At 66.0% G+C, this 17,287-nt stretch carries 12 protein-coding genes and 1 tRNA gene; 8 read left to right on the forward strand and 5 right to left on the reverse strand.

The features are described 5' to 3' along the window. Positions 1-11 precede the first annotated feature (11 nt). Positions 12-1,184 carry a phosphoserine transaminase gene (locus tag K408_RS0121655; protein ID WP_024340401.1) on the forward strand — a complete coding sequence of 391 codons (1,173 nt, stop codon included), beginning with the start codon at positions 12-14 and terminating at the stop codon, positions 1,182-1,184. Positions 1,185-1,335: 151 nt separating this feature from the next. Continuing rightward, positions 1,336-2,925 (forward strand): phosphoglycerate dehydrogenase, encoded by a 1,590-nt coding sequence (gene serA, locus K408_RS0121660; RefSeq protein WP_024340400.1) that lies wholly within the window; start codon positions 1,336-1,338, stop codon positions 2,923-2,925. 195 nt (positions 2,926-3,120) lie between these two features. Here serA and K408_RS0121665 read toward each other — a convergent pair whose 3' ends face one another. Next, a complete protein-coding gene (locus K408_RS0121665) occupies positions 3,121-4,308 on the reverse strand; it encodes a hypothetical protein (RefSeq protein ID WP_024340399.1) in 1,188 nt (395 codons plus the stop codon). Between the two features lie 120 nt (positions 4,309-4,428). On the opposite strand from K408_RS0121665, the gene K408_RS0121670 reads away from it, so the two are divergent. Both K408_RS0121670 and K408_RS0121675 read left to right on the forward strand, forming a co-directional pair. Then, positions 4,429-5,349 carry a LysR family transcriptional regulator gene (locus tag K408_RS0121670; RefSeq protein ID WP_024340398.1) on the forward strand — a complete coding sequence of 307 codons (921 nt, stop codon included), beginning with the start codon at positions 4,429-4,431 and terminating at the stop codon, positions 5,347-5,349. A gap of 197 nt (positions 5,350-5,546) precedes the next feature. Continuing rightward, entirely contained in the window at positions 5,547-6,719 is a 1,173-nt protein-coding gene (locus K408_RS0121675) for a thiolase family protein (RefSeq protein WP_024340397.1), read from the forward strand. Between the two features lie 108 nt (positions 6,720-6,827). Here the strand turns inward: K408_RS0121675 and K408_RS0121680 are convergent, their stop codons facing one another. Then, positions 6,828-10,316, reverse strand: coding sequence for a PAS domain-containing sensor histidine kinase (locus K408_RS0121680; RefSeq protein ID WP_024340396.1), 3,489 nt, complete (start codon positions 10,314-10,316; stop codon positions 6,828-6,830). 604 nt (positions 10,317-10,920) lie between these two features. Here K408_RS0121680 and K408_RS0121685 point away from each other — a divergent pair. The 4 genes from K408_RS0121685 (at position 10,921) to tenA (ending at position 13,904) form a co-directional block, all read left to right on the forward strand. After that, complete coding sequence (locus tag K408_RS0121685) at positions 10,921-11,355, forward strand: phasin (RefSeq protein ID WP_024340395.1); 435 nt, start codon at positions 10,921-10,923, stop codon at positions 11,353-11,355. Positions 11,356-11,808: 453 nt separating this feature from the next. Then, a tRNA-His gene (locus K408_RS0121690) sits at positions 11,809-11,885 on the forward strand. Between the two features lie 318 nt (positions 11,886-12,203). After that, positions 12,204-12,512 carry a hypothetical protein gene (locus K408_RS42195; RefSeq protein ID WP_155248528.1) on the forward strand — a complete coding sequence of 103 codons (309 nt, stop codon included), beginning with the start codon at positions 12,204-12,206 and terminating at the stop codon, positions 12,510-12,512. A 717-nt stretch (positions 12,513-13,229) separates the two neighbouring features. Further along, entirely contained in the window at positions 13,230-13,904 is a 675-nt protein-coding gene (gene tenA, locus K408_RS0121705) for a thiaminase II (RefSeq protein WP_024340392.1), read from the forward strand. Between the two features lie 24 nt (positions 13,905-13,928). On the opposite strand, the gene K408_RS0121710 is transcribed toward tenA, so the two are convergent. Genes K408_RS0121710 through K408_RS0121720 form a run of 3 tightly spaced genes read right to left on the reverse strand, consistent with a single transcriptional unit; the run spans position 13,929 to position 16,972 of the window. Then, complete coding sequence (locus tag K408_RS0121710; protein ID WP_024340391.1) at positions 13,929-14,873, reverse strand: AEC family transporter; 945 nt, start codon at positions 14,871-14,873, stop codon at positions 13,929-13,931. A gap of 6 nt (positions 14,874-14,879) precedes the next feature. Further along, complete coding sequence (locus tag K408_RS0121715) at positions 14,880-15,803, reverse strand: HpcH/HpaI aldolase/citrate lyase family protein (protein WP_024340390.1); 924 nt, start codon at positions 15,801-15,803, stop codon at positions 14,880-14,882. A 2-nt stretch (positions 15,804-15,805) separates the two neighbouring features. Then, positions 15,806-16,972 (reverse strand): CaiB/BaiF CoA transferase family protein, encoded by a 1,167-nt coding sequence (locus K408_RS0121720; protein WP_024340389.1) that lies wholly within the window; start codon positions 16,970-16,972, stop codon positions 15,806-15,808. Between the last annotated feature and the right edge of the window lie 315 nt (positions 16,973-17,287).

A 17,287-nucleotide genomic window follows, 5' to 3' on the forward strand; every position in this document is an offset into this window, starting at 1 on the left:
AAGGGTAGATCATGACCGTAGCGAAGCCCGCTTCGCGGCCGAACGTGCCGCATTTTTCTTCCGGCCCCTGCGCCAAGCGCCCCGGCTGGAACGCCCAAAATCTCAAGGACGCAGCTCTCGGCCGTTCGCATCGCGCGAAGATCGGCAAGACCAAGCTCAAGCTCGCCATCGATCTGACGCGCGAGGTGCTCGAGGTCCCCGCCGATTACCGCATCGGCATCGTGCCGGCGTCCGACACCGGCGCGGTCGAGATGGCGCTGTGGTCGCTGCTCGGTGCGCGGCCCGTCACCACGCTCGCCTGGGAGTCTTTCGGCGAGGGCTGGGTCAGCGACATCGTCAAGGAATTGAAGCTCAAGGACGTCACCAAGCTGAGCGCGGCTTACGGTGAAATCCCCGACCTGTCGAAGGTCGATCCCAAGAGCGACGTCGTCTTCACCTGGAACGGCACCACCTCGGGCGTGCGCGTGCCGAACGCGGACTGGATCAGTGCGACCCGCGAGGGCCTGACCATCTGCGACGCCACGTCTGCCGCATTCGCGCAGGCGCTCGACTGGCCGAAGCTCGACGTCGTCACCTTCTCCTGGCAGAAGGCACTCGGCGGCGAGGCTGCGCACGGCATGCTGATCCTGTCGCCGCGTGCGGTGGAGCGGCTCGAAACCTACAAGCCGGCCTGGCCGCTGCCGAAGATCTTCCGCATGACCAAGGGCGGCAAGCTCAACGAAGGCATCTTCGTCGGCGAGACCATCAACACGCCGTCGATGCTCTGCGTCGAGGATTATCTCGACGCGCTGAACTGGGCCAAGTCGATCGGCGGCCTCAAGGCGCTGATCGCACGCGCCGATGCCAACACCAAGGTGCTCGCCGACTGGAAGGCGAAGACGCCGTGGATCGACTTCCTGGCCAAGGACGCCTCGATCCGCTCCAACACCTCGGTGTGCCTGAAGTTCACCGATCCCGCGATCACCTCGCTCTCCGACGACGCGCAGGCCGACTTCTCCAAGAAGCTGGTCGCGCTGGTCGAGAAGGAAGGCGCCGGCTACGACTTCGCCTATTACCGCGATGCCCCGGCCGGCCTGCGCATCTGGTGCGGCGCCACCGTCGAGGCCAGGGACGTCGAGCTGCTGACGCAGTGGATCGACTGGGCCTTCGCCGAGACCAAGGCCGCGCTCGCGAAGGCGGCGTAACTCGTCACCCCATTCTCGTCATGGCCGGGCTTGACCCGGCCATCCATCGAGAAAGATGGACCCGCGGGTCTCAGAGCGCGAAGACGCGCTTCGCGCTCATGCCCCGCGGGTGACGACATCAGCATATCGCGCCCACTAAGGGATCATCCCCATGACCAAGCCCAAAGTTCTCATTTCCGACGCGCTCTCGCCCGCTGCCGTTCAGATCTTCAAGGACCGCGGCATCGAGGTCGACTTCCAGCCCAACCTCGGCAAGGACAAGGACAAGCTGGCCGAGATCATCGGCAATTACGACGGCCTTGCGATCCGCTCGGCGACCAAGGCGACCGCCAAGATCCTCGAAAAGGCGACGAAGCTGAAGGTGATCGGCCGCGCCGGCATCGGCGTCGACAATGTCGAGATTCCCGCGGCCACGGCCAAGGGCATCATCGTGATGAACACGCCGTTCGGCAATTCGATCACGACGGCCGAGCACGCCATCACCCTGATGCTGGCGCTGGCCCGCGAGATTCCGCAGGCGGACGCCTCGACCCAGGCCGGCAAGTGGGAGAAGAACCGCTTCATGGGCGTCGAGATCACCGGCAAGGTGCTCGGTGTCATCGGCTGCGGCAACATCGGCTCGATCGTCGCCGACCGCGCGCTCGGCCTGCGGATGAAGGTGATTGCGTTCGATCCCTTCCTCTCGCCGGAGCGCGCCAAGGACATCGGCGTCGAGAAGGTCGAGCTCGACGACCTCCTCAAGCGCGCCGATTTCATCACGCTGCACACCCCGCTCACCGAGAAGACGAAGAACATCATCGACGCGGCCGCGATCGCCAAGATGAAGAAGGGCGTTCGCCTGATCAATTGCGCCCGCGGCGGCCTCGTCGACGAGCAGGCGGTGGTCGATGCGCTCAATTCCAAGCACATCGCCGGCGCCGCCTTCGACGTCTTCGTCGAGGAGCCGGCGACCAAGAACGTGCTGTTCGGCCATCCGAACGTGATCTGTACGCCGCATCTCGGCGCGTCCACCACGGAAGCGCAGGAGAACGTCGCGCTGCAGGTCGCCGAGCAGATGTCGGATTACCTGCTCACCGGCGCGATCTCGAACGCCGTGAACTTCCCCTCGATCACGGCCGAGGAAGCGCCGAAGCTGAAGCCGTTCATCGCCCTCGCCGAGAAGCTCGGCTCCTTCGCGGGCCAGCTCACCGAGACCGGCATCCTCAAGGTGGAGATCACCTACGAGGGCCATGTCGCCGAGATGAAGATCAAGGCGATCACCTCCGCCGTGCTGTCCGGCCTGCTGCGGCCGATGCTGGGCGAGGTCAACGTCGTCTCCGCCCCGGTCGTCGCCAAGGAGCGCGGCATGGTGGTGGACGAGATCGTGCGCGCCGCGCAGAGCGATTATGAGAGCCTGATCACCGTCGCCGTCACCACCGAGCGGCAGGAGCGGTCGGTCTCGGGCACCGTCTATGCCGACGGCAAGCCGCGCCTCGTCGACATCAAGGGCATCCGCGTCGATGCCGAGTTCGGCAAGTCGATGATCTACGTCACCAACGAGGACAAGCCGGGCTTCATCGGCAAGTTCGCGAGCCTGCTCGGCGACGCCAAGATCAACATCGCGACCTTCCACCTTGGCCGCGTCGCGCCCGGCAGCGATGCCATCGCGCTGGTCGAGGTCGACGGCGCGGTACCGGCCGACCTGCTCGCCAAGGTGCAGGCCCTGCCGCAGGTCAAGCAGGCCAAGGCGCTGACGTTCTGAGTGCGGAGATTCCACAGGACTCTCGTCGCGGTTCGAAGGCTTCATTCGCAAGATCAGCTCGAAGGCGGTCTCACATCGAGGCGCTCGTGCTGAGCCGCCGCTGCATTCCAGAGAGACCTTCCTGCGCCGGTCGGGCGAACCTCCATCAATCCGAGAGGTTCGCCCGGCGGTATCGGTCGGCCGCTCGATGGGCCGTTAGTTTACGTGCGGCTTCGACGGATAAAACCGATCCTTCGCTCTCGCCGCATTAGCCTGCGGCATTGGCGGAAGCCTGGCTTCGCCAACTCTCGGCCGGGATGGTGGAGCGTTGGGTACCGGCTGTGCTTCGCCGAGGAAAACGCGCGACGGCAGTCGCTTGTCCGAGGGATTGGCCGTGCCGGGCCTGTCGGCGAAGCCGCCGCCGCCGGCGCCGGTGCAGTCGAGCGAAACCTGCTTCCATCCGGTTGATTGTCCGATCGGATTGGTCTTGTCCTCGGCCATCGCCTGCACGCTGGTCGTCTTCGACACCGAGATCTTCTTGGTGAAGACCGCCTCGTACTTGCCCGGCGAAACGAACGACGACCAGGCCTCGACGAACTGGCTCTGCATCGGCTCGTTACCGATCTTGGTCCAGAGCTTGAACTTGACTCCACCGGCCTTGCTGGTGCCGACGCGGACGCGGGCGTGGGTCACCTGGCATTTCGCCCCGGGATTGGGACTCGTCACATGGCCGGCGGAGGTCATGAAGCGGAGGTGGATGTCCTTGACGCTGAAGTTCGGCTCCTTGGCGGCGACGTCGTCGGCCTTGCCATGCTTGCCCTCGCATTTCACCGGCACGGCCACGTTGGCCGTGTGCTTGTGCGGCGTTCCCAGCCCGCCCGAAGGAAGCGGACCGACATCGTTGCTCGGGATCAGGAACGAGGCTATCAGCTCGACGCCGACCGAACCGAACGTGTTGTGGCTTTCGCGAATGCCCTTTCCTTCGCTGAGCTTCTTGTTGCAGGTCGCAATGATGGCCTGCTTTTCTGCAGCCGTCATGAAGTCGGTCGAGCCTTCATAGGTGGTCGAGAAGTTCACCTCGTCGTCGTGCTTCTTGTCGGGAGACGCGTTGACGAAATACATGCCCTCGGGATGGCCGAGCTGACGCACCTTGTAGTTCACGATCGGGTACGACGGCGTTGTGATGTGGACCTTGACGGGCAGGCTGATGGTGCTGCCCTCGATCTTGGTCCACGACGTTCCATTCTCGGAAACGACCTTCAGGATGGTGGAGCTGAAGCCGTTGCCGGCGATCGTGCCGTTCGCGCGGGCCGCATGAGCGCCGGTGCTGCCGGTCATCAACAGGAGGATCGAGGCCGCTGCACTGCGCAGGAGCCATGGCGGGAGGTGGGTGGCAAAAGACATGGAAGTTCTCCGTAAGGGTTTGAAAATACATTTGGTTTTCGTGTGCAGCGTTTCTTGGGGGATGCACGAAGGTTGGTCGCTGTTGTCCCAAAATCAGTTTGCCGATATGATTTCACGAACATCATGAATGACATTCAGCTGAATCGGGTCGACCTGAACCTGCTTCCGGTTTTCGAGGCCGTGCTCGCCGAAGGGAACGTCGCCAGAGCTGCGGCTCGTCTTCATGTCACGCCCTCGGCGGTGAGCCATGGACTTGGCCGGCTCAGGCAGCAGTTCAACGACCCCTTGTTTCTCAAGACGCCGAAAGGCGTCGTGCCCACAGAGCGCGCTCTCCAACTCGCCGATGCCATTGCGGACGTCCTGGCACGTGCGCGGCGCGTGGTGGGGACGGCGGAGCCGTTCGATCCGGCTCGCTCGAGGCGCCGCTTCACGGTCGGCGCGCCCGATGCGATCGCAGCCGTCATGATGCCTCCATTGCTGAAGCTCGTTCAGCGCGAGGCTCCCTTCATCGACATGGCTTTGCGATACGTGCTGCGCGAAGCAGCCTTTGCAGCGCTGGATGCGCGGACAGTCGACATCGCTGTGGTTCCGATCGACGACGTTCCAGCGCGCTACGTGTCCAAGATCGTTTTTGAAGACAGGTTCCAGATCGCCGTCCGTCGTGGCCATTCCTTCGCGGCAGAACCGACGCTGAAGCGTTATTGCGAGATGCAGCACGCCATCGTGTCCCCGGCCGGCGATACGCGCGCTTACGTCGATGACGTCCTTGCCAGCAAAGGGCTATCCCGCCGCGTCGCGATGACCGTGCCGAGTTTCATGCTCTTGATGGCGGTTGTCGCTGAAAGCGATCTGATCGCCGCCCTGCCTAAGGGGCTTCTCGATGTTCACGGCGCCCGCTTTGGTTTGCTCGGCATCGATTCACCGTTGCCGATGCGAAGCTTTCAACTTCGTGCCATCGTTCCGAAGGTCGCGATGATGGATGCCGGCGTCGAGTGGCTGTTCGGCCTGCTGGACAATCCGCCTTCGAAGGCGTCGGCGTAAGCATTCGCTCCGCGATAGTGCCGCCTCCTGGTCGGAGTTCGAGTCCAGAGCGCGGAATCCGACAGCGTGCGGATATTCCGACCTGCGGAAACAGCCGCGGGCGACCGGATGGCGTTTTTCTTTCCCGCGGCCGCCCAACTTTGTGTACCAATAGCGTCAGGACGCTCAGTTCAAGATGGTTCGACAGGGAGAAACACATGCGTGAAGCCGTCATCGTTTCCTATGCGCGCACGGGCCTTGCAAAATCCGGCCGCGGCGGGTTCAACATCACGCCGCCGATGTCGCTCGCGGCGCACGCCATTCATCACGCGGTGGACCGCGCCGGCGTCGAGAAGGACTATGTCGAGGATTGCTATCTCGGCAATTGCGCCCATGGCGCGCCGAACATCGGCCGCCAGGCCGCGCTGCTCGCCGGCCTGCCGAAGACCACCGCCGGCGTCTCGGTGAACCGCTTCTGCTCCTCGGGCCTGCAGACCATCGCCATGGCCGCCAATTCGATCCGCTCGGACGGCGCCGACTGCATCGTCGCCGGCGGCGTCGAGAGCATCTCGATTCCGGGCGGCGCCACGCCGAAGGAATCGATCGATCCGGAGCTGCTCAAGGTCGCCCCCGACATCTTCATGGCCATGATCGACACCGCCGACATCGTCGCCGAGCGCTACAAGCTCAGCCGCGAATACCAGGACGAGTTCTCGCTGGAATCGCAGCGCCGCATGGCCTCGGCGCAGCAGGCCGGCAAGTTCAAGGACGAGATCGTCCCGATGAAGACGAAGATGAAGGTGGTCGACAAGCAGACCAAGGCGGAGAGCATCGTCGACTACGTCGTCGATCGCGACGAGTGCAACCGTCCCGACACCACGCTGGAAGGTCTCGCCAAGCTCGAGCCGGTGAAGGGGCCCGGCAAGTACGTCACCGCCGGCAATGCCAGCCAGCTCTCGGACGGCGCCGCCGCCGTGGTGCTGATGGAAGCCAAGGACGCGGAGAAGCGCGGCCTCAAGCCGCTCGGCCGCTTCGTCGCGTGGGCGACCGCCGGCTGCGAGCCCGACGAGATGGGCATCGGACCGGTGTTCGCGATTCCGAAGCTGCTCAAGCGCACCGGCCTCAAGATCGACGACATCGATCTGTGGGAGCTCAACGAAGCCTTCGCCAGCCAGTGCCTGTATTGCCGCGACAAGCTCGGCATCGATCCCGCCAAGTACAACGTCAACGGCGGCTCGATCGCGATCGGCCATCCCTTCGGCATGACCGGCGCCCGTCTCACCGGCCACCTGCTGCAGGAAGGCGCCCGCCGCAAGGCGAAGTGGGGCGTGGTGACGATGTGCATCGGCGGCGGCCAGGGCGGCGCCGGCCTGTTCGAGATCTATCACTGAGACCACGCGAGCGGTCCGAATGCAGAAGGGCACGGCGCGAGCCGTGCCCTTCGTCGTTTCGCGCGCAGCGAAGCAATCAGGAATCGCTTCGCGGCACAGCCTGGATTGCTAGGCCTTCGCCAGCACCGGCGCGAACACCACCTCGATCAGCGTGCCGTGGCCTGCGTTCTTGATGTTGAAGCGGGCGCGGTTGGCTTCGACCAGCGCCTTGGTCAGCGACAGGCTCAGCGCCGAGCTGTCGGCGGCGTCGCCGGGCGGCGGTGTGCGGAACGGCTCCATCGCGGCGGCGACCTCGCGCTCGCTGAGGCCGTGGCCGGTGTCGCGGATGCGCAGCGCGATCTCGCCGCGGTCGGTCAGCGCGGTCGAGACGATGACCTGGCCGCCCGCGCTGGCGAGCCGGATCGAGTTCGAGATCAGGTTCATGGTGATCTGCCGCATCGCGCGCGCATCCGCGCTCACCTGCGGCAGCGCATGCGCGAGCGAGGTGCGGATGATGATGCGCTCGCGGTTGGCCTGCGGCTGCATCACGGTGACGCAAGCCTCGACCAGATCGTTGAGATTGAGGTCGGCGAAGTTCAGGTCGAGCTGGCCGGTCTCGATCCGCGACAGCTCCAGCAGGTCGTCGATGATGGCGATGACGCGCTCGCCGGAGGCGCGGATGTCCTTCATGTATTCGCCGTAGCGCTCGTTGCCGAGCGTGCCGAAGCGCTCCGAGATCATCACCTCGGCGAAGCCGATGATGGCGTTGAGCGGCGTGCGGATCTCGTGGCTGATCCGCGCCAGCATGTCGGCCTTGGCATTCGCCGCGCCGTCGACGAGGCGGCGGGCCTGCGTCAGCTCGCTCTCGCCCTTCTTGGCCTGCGAGAGGTCGCGGAACACCGCGAAGAAGTTCGGCCCGTCCGGGCGCGTCCGGCCCATGATCATCGCGAGCGGAATGGCGCCGCCCTTCTTCTCGCGGCCCAGCACCTCGCGGCCGTGGTCGAGCAGGCTCGCAATGTCCTGGCTCTTCAGGCTTTGCAGATAATCGGCGACGACCTGCTGGCTCTCCGGCGCGAACAGCGTCATCAGGTTCTGCTGCAGCAGCGCCTCGCCGTCGTAGCCGAACAGCGCCTCGGCGCTGCGGTTGCAGGCGTGGATGTTGCCTTCGGCATCGAACATCACGATGCCCTCGGCCGTGGTGTCGAGGATGGCGGCGAGATCCTCGGCCTCGGCTTCGCCGGCTGCGGGCTCGGCGATCTCTGCGACGATGGACTCGGCAACGACGGCCTCGGTGACGACGCTCTCCGCGACGATCGGCGTCGGCTGCGGCAGCGCGCAGATCAGCGCATGCGCGCTCTCGCCGTCCCAGTCGATCGCATGCAGATGCGCGTCCGTCGTCGCCAGCGGCGCTTCGCCGGTCGCGACCGTCGCGCTGATCGTCACCGGCGTGCCGGCTTGCGAGGTGCTGCTGGCGGACGACACGCCCGGCTCGACATAGAGCGCATCGAGCCCGCCGGCATTCTCCAGCGCGCTGACGCTGGCATAGCCCATGCGCGCGAGGAAGGCCGGGTTGGCGTAGAGCAGGCGGTCGAGCCGATAGATCAGGATGCCTGATGGCAACAGGTCGAGCAGCGTGCGGTCGCGCGTGCTGGTGCCGCGCGGCGGCGGTGCCGGCTCGCTCAGCCATTCGGCGGCGGCCTGCGGCGCCTCCGGCTCCGGTGCCGCTGGCTCGGCTGCGATCTCCGCCGCCGGCTCGGATGCGTCGGCTGCGATCGTCTCGCGCTCGCGTTCGAGCCGCTCGGACAATTGCCGCGCGAGCTCGTTGAACGCGCTGTTCTCGACCGGCGTCAGCGTCGGGGCGCGCGTATCGCCGGGAGGGCGGAACGGCACGACATTGGGAGGCGTTTCCACGTGCGTGTCCAGATCGGTTGGGTGTGAAGTCGCGTCGCTTGTGGGCTCTGGCAGTTCAGGCTTTGGCAGTTCAGGCTCTGGTGCTTCAGTCTCTGGTGCTTCAGGCCCGGATGTCGGCTCGGGCTCGGCCGGCTTGATCGGCGGAGGCGCCGCCGCCGCTTCGGGCTTCATGTGAGGCTCGGCTTCGGTCTCGGTCTCGGTCGCGGGCCCGGCGACATCGGCGGAGAGGCCATGTTGCGTCGGCGCCGCGGCGAGCCGCTCGAAACGGCGAAGCGCCTCGAGCCGGTTGAGCGCATCGAGATCGCGGCAGACGCCAAAGCCCCTGAAGCCGGCGAAGTTGCGCATCTCGTCGTAGACCGGCAGGCCCGCGAGCTCGACCGGCAGGCGCTCGCCGCCGTCGGCCGGCCAGCTCACCGTGATGCCGGCCCAGGTGTCCTGGCTTTGCAGCGCCTGTGCGACGCGCCCGTCGGGATCGAGCGCGAAGTCGGCCGCGATCTCGCGCCAGGGCCGGCCGAAGCCGGCGGCCGTGCGCGGGCCGATCAGGCCGATGAATTCGTCGGAGAGAAGCACAAAGCGGCCCTCCGCATCCATCTGCCAGAGGAAGCGCAGCGGATGCTGACGCGGTGCGGGCGGCTCTTGCTGGCCCGAAGACGGCTTGCCCGAGGAAGGCTCGACCATGCCGCCGGTGATCGACTCGCCCTGCGGCGACACGATGGCCGCGCTGCGGTTTTCAACCGGAGTGTTTTCGGTCGAAGTGCTTTCGATCGGAATGTTTTCAACCGGGGCCTCGGGCGCGGCGGATGCGACAGGCGCTGCCGCCTCGCTGTCCGGCTGCGCGTGCGCGATCGTCTCCGCCGGCGCCGCTATGTCCTCCGGCTCGGCGAAGGCGTCGAACAGTGCGATGTCCGACGGCGCCTCGGCGGACGGAGCAGGCGGGGGCTCCGGCGCAGCGGCGGAGGGCGCGGCCGGCGCAATCTCGTGCGAGGGCTGGGCCGGCTGGCTGTGCGCGACGTCCGGTGCCGCCGCGGGCGCGGCATCGCGCGCCGCGGCCGGGTTGGCGGCCGGCTCGATCAGCGCGACCAGGCCGATATCGGCGCCTCGGCCGACCCGCTGCAGCACCATCTGGCCGATGCCGATCTGCGTCGCGGCGCGGCCTTCGCGCAGCGCGTCGCTGCGGGCCCGTTCGAGGCCGGCCTCGAACAGGTCGCGGAAGCCGAGCAGGGTGCGGGCGGCCTCGCTCGCGCCGACGAACAATCCGTCCGGCGCGAACGCCGCCATCGGCACCTTGGCGCCCGCGACCAGCCGATGCAGCCGCTCGACCAGCGGCATGGTGCGCAGCGCCGGGTCTATCGCGGTGACGAGCACGGCGTGACTGCCGTCGGCGAAATCGAGCCGGGCGCAGGCGCAGGTCATCAGCGTGCCGAGCCGGGCGCCGAAGCCACGCAGCCGTTCGAGCCGCACGCTCCCGCCTGCCGGCAGCTGGCGCGCGAGACGGGCGATCTGGCGGCGATGGCTGTCGGCGGGGCCGAACACCCTGTCGGCGAGGGCGGCGCTGTTGGCCGCGCCGAACAGTTTTGCGCCGACCGGATTGGCCCACAGCACGCGCGCGCCGTCGGTCGACCACAGCCAGGTGGCCAGCGGTGAGGTCGCATGCACGGCCAGCCGCGGATCGCCCACACCTCGCAACTGGAAATCCGAACGAATCATCGGGCCGGCTTGTCACTCGCGCATGCTGTGGCGGCTGCCGGAATGACAGCCTTAAGAAAGAGTTAGTATCGCCCGCGGCTGCGGGCAGGTCCACGGCCGCCGGGCCCGAAAACGCCCCCCAAGCGCCGATAACCTTAATGGTGCCAGGCCCGCAAGCCGCAGCGATGCGGCATCCAAGGGATTCGCGGGGCCGGCTCCGCCGTCATTCCGGCGCGCGCGCGGCGCGAACCCGGAAATCCATCCATCCTCTTGCTCTGCGGCCGATGGATTCTCAGGTGCGCAATTGCGCACCATGGCTCCGTCGCTTCGCTCCGGCCTCGGAATGAGGGCGATGGAGCATGTCCCGCGCCGCCCTCAACCCCCGGTCCCCCCATACCGGAACCTCACCCTTACCTAGATTAAATTTCCGCAACGCACCCGTCTGCCGCGTTGCAATGCACAATGTTGACATGATAGGCAGCCATAGTGCTGGGCGCTGGGCGAGCCATCTCATTCGTTTCGCGTTTCCAGTCTTTCGTACCCGCTGAATGCGAGGGCCCACGGTCGGGGCCGGCGGGCGCGCCAGAAGGCTCACTCCATTTTTCAATTAGCGTGAGGGACCAACATGACAGGTGCGACTGATCCGTTTTCTGCCTCGATCATCCCGTTCGAGGTTCCCGAGCAGATGCGTGCGTTCGCCGAAAAGGGCGTGTCGCAGGCCCGCGAGAACTACGCCAAGTTCAAGGACGCCGCCGAAACCCACAACGGCACCGTCGAGGCCGTGTTCACCTGCGCGTCCAGGGGCGCGAGCGAATACACCGCCAAGCTGGTCGAGTTCATGAAGGCCAATTCCAGCGCCCAGCTCGACTTCGCCCAGCAGCTGTTCGGCGCCAAGTCGCCGACCGAAGCGATGGAGCTGTGGACCGGCCACGCCCGCAAGCAGCTCGAGACCTACCAGTCCCAGGCCAAGGAGCTGGCCGAGCTCACCCAGCGCGTCGCCGCCGAGACGGCCGAGCCGATCAAGGCCAGCGCCTCCAAGTATTATCCGCCCGCCGCCTGAGCGCCGGGGCCGGTTTGAACGGCATGATCCGGAAAAGTGTGTAGCGGTTTTCCGATCAGATCATGCCAAACAATGGAAACCCGGGCCGAAACGCCCGGGTTTTCTTTTTGAAATGGTGCACTCGACCGCGCCCGGCGCTCCGTCTCCCAAAGGGAGAGGTCGGATCGCCCCCCGGCGATGCGAAGCATCGTCCGGCGCGATCCGGGTGAGGGGATCCGCTCTCGCGTTGGACCGCGCTCCGCCCCGCATGCGCGCGCCGAGCGACCCGACCTCTTCCCGCCGGGGAGAGGTGAACGACGCCCCGCCGATCCACTCGTTTTCTCGCAGCAGTGACGGGCAAATATCGGGTTTTGCGGCCTTGCCAAAAACCCCCGTTGCACCTAGTTTCCGCCCCGTCCAGCCCCCTCGGCACCGGCCCTCTGAAGGGCGTCCTGAGGCGCGGCTCGCCAGGATGCAGTTGTAGCTCAGTTGGTTAGAGCGCCTGTCTGTGGAACAGGAGGTCGGTGGTTCGAGCCCACCCAACTGTACCAGCGATTTCCAGTATTCGATGGGATATTGCCCAGATGAGTTGCGAGGCTCAATCACGCTGAGAGCCATCATCTCGAATTTGTAGTCTCGGTTTCAAGAGGATCCAGCAGGTCTGCTTCTTGCTCATCGATCGGGTACTTGGCGAGCATAAATCGTTGCTTCAGCGCGAGATCAGCAAGGACCCATCTATACTCAGGGGCTAAATCTAAGAAGAGCGCTCGGGCCCAGTCCGCCTTTTGGACTATGAATACGCTCGCTTGGAAGTCGCATCGCGCCCATAAATAGTCTAGAAACGCACTCTTCAGTTTTGACAACGACTCATGTTGTCTACGTTCGCATTGGGCTTCGATGTGAACGAACGCTCGATCGATCTCCGCGACCGTGCGCGCGACCGCATCGTCAACTGTTTCATTCTCCTTTATGGCTGCGAATTGTGGAGCTATCAAAAGGTCGTAGTACTGTTTCTCGAACTGGTCCGTTTCGCGACCTTCAAAGCCGAAGTCCTCAATCAACTGATTGAAAACCCCGCGCAGGGTTGGGTGCCCCTGCATGCTACCTGTCAGTTCGAGTGCATTCTTGTGGCCCATCAAGGTGAACAAGCCCTCGGGATGAAAGGCTGCGAGCCCTGATCACTGCGAGCATGTCTTCGCGCTGTCCCATGTTACCCTCCCTGCAACACGTATCCGGCCAGTCTAACCACCTTTGCGTGCAAAGGCAAAATGATCGAGTGGCGCCGGCGCCCCGAAGCGGGATCGTTCGTTTTCGTTCCCCGGTTCTGGAAGAAAACGGCGGGACGCACCGCGAACCTTTTCATGATCCCAGGTGTTTCTAGCTGAGGCAGGACTGACAACGCTGAGGGAGCTGAACTGTGAACGGTATTATCTATATCATCGGGCTTGTCGTCGTGATCGCCGCGGTGCTCTCGTTCCTGGGTCTGCGCTGATTGCTGATTGGGCGCGGCGAGGCCGTGAGGCGTCGCCGCCTAAGCCTTCGACGCCGCACCGCGTCACCACCCACACCACCACGGGCAACGTCACCGCCGCCAGTGTTGCAGCACCACGCGCCTGACACACCGATAGGCGGCAGGTCGAGCAGTCTTGCGAACTCGAACCCGACCCGCACCTCCGGCAGCTTCAGCGCGCACATCGCCAAGATGCTCAGCTCGCACTTCGCCGCGAAGCGGGGCAGGTTGATGCCCAGCGATCGGTGCGGCTCGAAGCGGGGCCTATCCGCAACGTTGCTCAAAGCCGGCTTTGTCCGCCGCCACCGTAGCTCCTCCGTTCGCAATGCGCTATCGGTAGCGAGCCAATGACGTTTGATGGACAAGCAAGCAGGCGGAAGAGATCGTGGGTTTTTTCGAGCGTCTCAAGACAGCCGCGTCCGCTGAGTGGCGGGCCTACACCGAGCATCCCTTCACGAATGGATTGGCGGACGGCTCGCTCCCGGAAGCTGCGTTTCGTCACTACCTCGTTCAGGACTATCTGTTCCTCATCGAGTTTGCTCGCGCCTACGCGCTCGCGGTCTACAAGTCCCCCAGGCTTGCCGACATGCGTGAAGCAGCTAGCGGCCTCTCGGCCATCCTTGATGTCGAGATGAACCTGCATGTGAAGCTCTGTGCCGAATGGGGCCTGTCCCCGAGCGACCTTGAACAGGCCCCTCCGGCGGCCGAGATGCTGGCCTATACGCGCTACGTGCTGGATGCGGGAATGCGCGGCGATCTGCTGGCGCTCAAGGTCGCGCTTGCGCCTTGCGTGATCGGGTACGCGGAGATCGCGACGCGGCTCGCCTCGCACCCCGCTGCCGACGCGCTGAGCAACGGCTATCGCGTCTGGATCGCCGAATATGCCGGCGCGCCGTACCAGGAGGTCGCTGCCAGGGCGCGGGCGCATATGGAGCATCTCGCCGATCTCTACGCCACGCCGGCCCGCGAGGCCGAGCTGATTGCGATCTTCAAGGAAGCCACCCGTCTCGAGGCAGACTTCTGGGAGATGGCCTGGCGCGCGGGCCAGGCTGTCGCATAGCGGTGTCGGCAATCGGCACGCCCCCTACCTCACCCCCGTCACCACCCACACCACCACCGGCAATGTCACCGCCGCCAGCAGCGTCCCGAGCGCCACCGCGCCCGACACCGGATTTACCAGCCGCTGATACTGCACGGCAAAAATGTACGCATTCGCGCCGGTCGGCATCGCCGCGAACAGCACGATGACGCCGGCGGCGATCGGCGGCAGGTCGAGCAGTCTGGCCAGCACGAACGCCGCCACCGGCATGGCCGCCAGCTTCAGCGCGCACATCACCAGAATGCTCGGCTTCTCGCCCTTCACCTCGAAGCGGAACAGGTTGATGCCGAGCGCGATCAGCGCCGTCGGCGCGCCCGCCTGCGCCAGCAGCTCGATGGTGCGGTCGACGACCGGGGTGAGGCCGAGGCCGGTGAAGCGCCAGATCACGCCGAAGCCGATCGCCAGCATCAAGGGGTTGCGCGCGAGGTCTGCGATCACGGGCCAGACGATCGCGAGCGGCGAGCCCGCCTGCCTGCGGCTGACGAACTCCATCTGCAGCGTGCCGCACAGCCAGAGCAGCGGCGTGTTCACCGACAGGATCAGCGCCATCGGGCCCGCCGCCTCGTTGCCGAGCGCGGAGAGCACGAGCGGAATGCCGAGCATCACGATGTTGCCGTAGACCGAGCCGATCGCGCACACGACGCCGTCCTCGCTGCCGCCGCGCTGGCGGCGCAGCAGCGCCGAGACCGCCATCGCCGCGATCCAGGTGATGGCGAGCGCGCCGTAATAGGCGCCCCACATCCGGTAAGGACTGACATCGGGGAATTCCGAGACGACGATGGTGCGGAACAGAAGCGCAGGGATCGCGATGCTGAAGGCGAATTCGCTGATGCCCTTGTGCGCGCTCTCCGAGACGAAGCGAAACAGCACCGAGGCATAGCCGGCCGCGATCAGCGCGAACACCGGCGCGACGATCAGCAAGGTGGCCATGCGCGCTCAAGACCCCAGCGCGATGATCCGTCGCGCCATCCGCACATTGGCATAGTCGATCATCTTGCCGTCGAGCGTCACCGCGCCCTGGCCGTTCGCCTCCGCGCTCTCCATCGCCTCGACCACCCGCCGCGCCTGGGCCAGCTCCTCGGCCGACGGCGTGAACGCGCGCAGCGTCGGCGCGATCTGGTCGGGGTGGATCACCTGCTTGCCGTCGAAGCCCATCGCAGCGGCCTTCTGCGCGCTGGCCTCGGTCAGCCTGGTATCGCGGAACGCGCCGCAGGGGCCGTCGATGGCGCGCAGGCCGAAGGCGCGCGCGGCCACCAAGAGGCGCATCATGGGATAGGCGAACAGGTCGAGCGGCGCGGAGGCGTAGCCGCTTTGCGCCGACCCGACGTGGCGATAGCCGTCCGGCGAGATGCCGACGTCGGAGGTGCGGGCGCCGAGCGAGGCCGCGAAGTCGCCGACGCCGAGATGCAGTGACGCCACGCTCGAGTGCGCGGCGGCGAGCGCGTCGACATTGACGAGGCCGAGCGCGGTCTCGATCAGCAATTCCAGCGCGACGGGTTCGGCGCGATCCGGCGCCGCCGCGCGCAACTGGCCGGCGATGGCGGCGATGTCGCCGGCGCGCTCCGCCTTCGGCACGATCACCGCATCCAGCCGCGGCAGCGCCGCCAGCGCGCGGATCTCGTTTGCGATGAACGGGCTGTCGACCACGTTGAGCCTGACCGTAACGTGCTTGCTGCCCCAGTCGAGCGAGGACAGCGCGCCGGCGGCTTCCGCAAGCGCAGCGCCCTTCTCGGCGGGCGGCACGGCATCCTCGAGATCCATGAACACCGCATCCGCGCTTGACGCCGCCGCCTTGGCGACGAGGCGGGCGCGATGGGCGGGAACAGCCAGATAGGCCCGGCTCGGCCGCAGCACAGCCACCGTCACGTCTCCCTGGCCAGGCCGAGTTCAGCGAGGATGGCCGCGTTGTGCTCGCCGACATCGGGCACCGGGTCCATCCGCGGCGTCACGCCGGGAAGGGTGAGCGCGGGCAGGAAGCTCATCAGGGGGCCGTTGGGAGAGCCGACGCTTCTCACGCGCCCGCGCGCGTGCAACTGCTCGTGCTTCAGGAAGGCCTCGACCGAGTTGAGATGCGCATTCGCGATCGCGGCTTCGTCCAGCAGCCGCAGCACCTCTTCGCTCGTCATCGACGCGAAGCGCTGCTCGATATGCGCCTGCAATTCGTCGCGGTTCTGCATGCGCAGCGGATTGATGCGGAAGCGCGGGTCGTCGGCAAGTGCGGCATCGCCAAGCACGATGCGGCACAACGAGCGCCATTCCCGGTCGTTCTGGATGCCGAAGAAGATGGTGTTGCCGTCGCCGACGCGGAACGGGCCGTAGGGCGCGATCGTCGCATGCTTCGCCCCGGTGCGCGGCAGCGGCCGGCCGGTGCTCTCGGTGTAGAACGCGGGATAGCTCATCCAGTCCGTGATGGAATCGAACAGCGAGGCCTGGAAGGCGGTGCCCTTGCCGGTGCGCTCGCGGCGGAAGAGCGCCATCAGCACGCCGTTGAGGATGTACATGCCGGTGGCGATGTCGACCACGGAGAGCCCGACCTTCGCAGGCTCCGCCTCGGTGCCGTTGATGGCGAGCACGCCGGCCTCGCACTGCACCAGCAGGTCATAGGCCTTCTTGTCGCTGTAGGGACCGCCGGTGCCATAGCCCGAGACGTCGCAGGCGATCAGGCGCGGATGCCTGCGCAGCAGCGATGCCGCATCGAGGCCGAGCCGCTCCGCCGCTCCCGGCGCAAGGTTCTGGATGAACACGTCGGCCCGCGGCAGCAGGGCGTCGAGGACCTTGCGCCCCTCGGGGCTCTTGATGTCGATGGCGAGGCTTTCCTTGGAGCGGTTGGTCCAGACGAACTGGCTCGACATGCCGTTCATCACGTGATCGTAGTCGCGGCAGAAGTCGCCGCTGCCGGGCCGCTCGATCTTGATCACCCGCGCGCCCCAATCCGCCAGGTGCCGGCTGGCCAGCGGCGCCGCGATCGCCTGCTCCAGCGACACCACCGTCACGCCCGCGAGCGGCAGCTCCGCCTCATTCCCATCCATGCGATCGCCTCCATGCCCGCTCAGCTTTTGACCCAGCGCAGGAGAACGAGCCGACCACCCACGCGATTTTTGATGGTGCCATCATGCCCCTGTTTTGCCCGACAAGTCAAATTCGGCTTCGAAAAATCCTAAGAATGGGGAGGGCGAGCGTTTGCAGCCATTTGGCTACTGTGCATGGGGTTGTTTTCGCATTCTGTGCGGGAGGGGCCAGGAACCCTGAACGCCAGTCCACCGCCCCTGTTGCCGAGACCGCACAGCTCCGACCTTTCGCATGCCCCCTCGGTTGCCAACGAACCGTCGTTCACCCACTATTCC

The organism is Bradyrhizobium sp. in8p8 (assembly GCF_000426845.1).
GTDB lineage: Bacteria > Pseudomonadota > Alphaproteobacteria > Rhizobiales > Xanthobacteraceae > Bradyrhizobium > Bradyrhizobium japonicum_C.

Bases quoted from the DNA above. Each gene is read 5' to 3' on its own strand.
- K408_RS0121655 (WP_024340401.1), top strand. From the start codon at position 12: ATGACCGTAGCGAAGCCCGCTTCGCGGCCGAACGTGCCGCATTTTTCT.
- serA (WP_024340400.1), top strand. From the start codon at position 1,336: ATGACCAAGCCCAAAGTTCTCATTTCCGACGCGCTCTCGCCCGCTGCC.
- K408_RS0121665 (WP_024340399.1), bottom strand. From the start codon at position 4,308: ATGTCTTTTGCCACCCACCTCCCGCCATGGCTCCTGCGCAGTGCAGCG.
- K408_RS0121675 (WP_024340397.1), top strand. From the start codon at position 5,547: ATGCGTGAAGCCGTCATCGTTTCCTATGCGCGCACGGGCCTTGCAAAA.
- K408_RS0121680 (WP_024340396.1), bottom strand. From the start codon at position 10,316: ATGATTCGTTCGGATTTCCAGTTGCGAGGTGTGGGCGATCCGCGGCTG.
- K408_RS0121685 (WP_024340395.1), top strand. From the start codon at position 10,921: ATGACAGGTGCGACTGATCCGTTTTCTGCCTCGATCATCCCGTTCGAG.
- K408_RS42195 (WP_155248528.1), top strand. From the start codon at position 12,204: ATGTTGTCTACGTTCGCATTGGGCTTCGATGTGAACGAACGCTCGATC.
- K408_RS0121710 (WP_024340391.1), bottom strand. From the start codon at position 14,873: ATGGCCACCTTGCTGATCGTCGCGCCGGTGTTCGCGCTGATCGCGGCC.
- K408_RS0121720 (WP_024340389.1), bottom strand. From the start codon at position 16,972: ATGGATGGGAATGAGGCGGAGCTGCCGCTCGCGGGCGTGACGGTGGTG.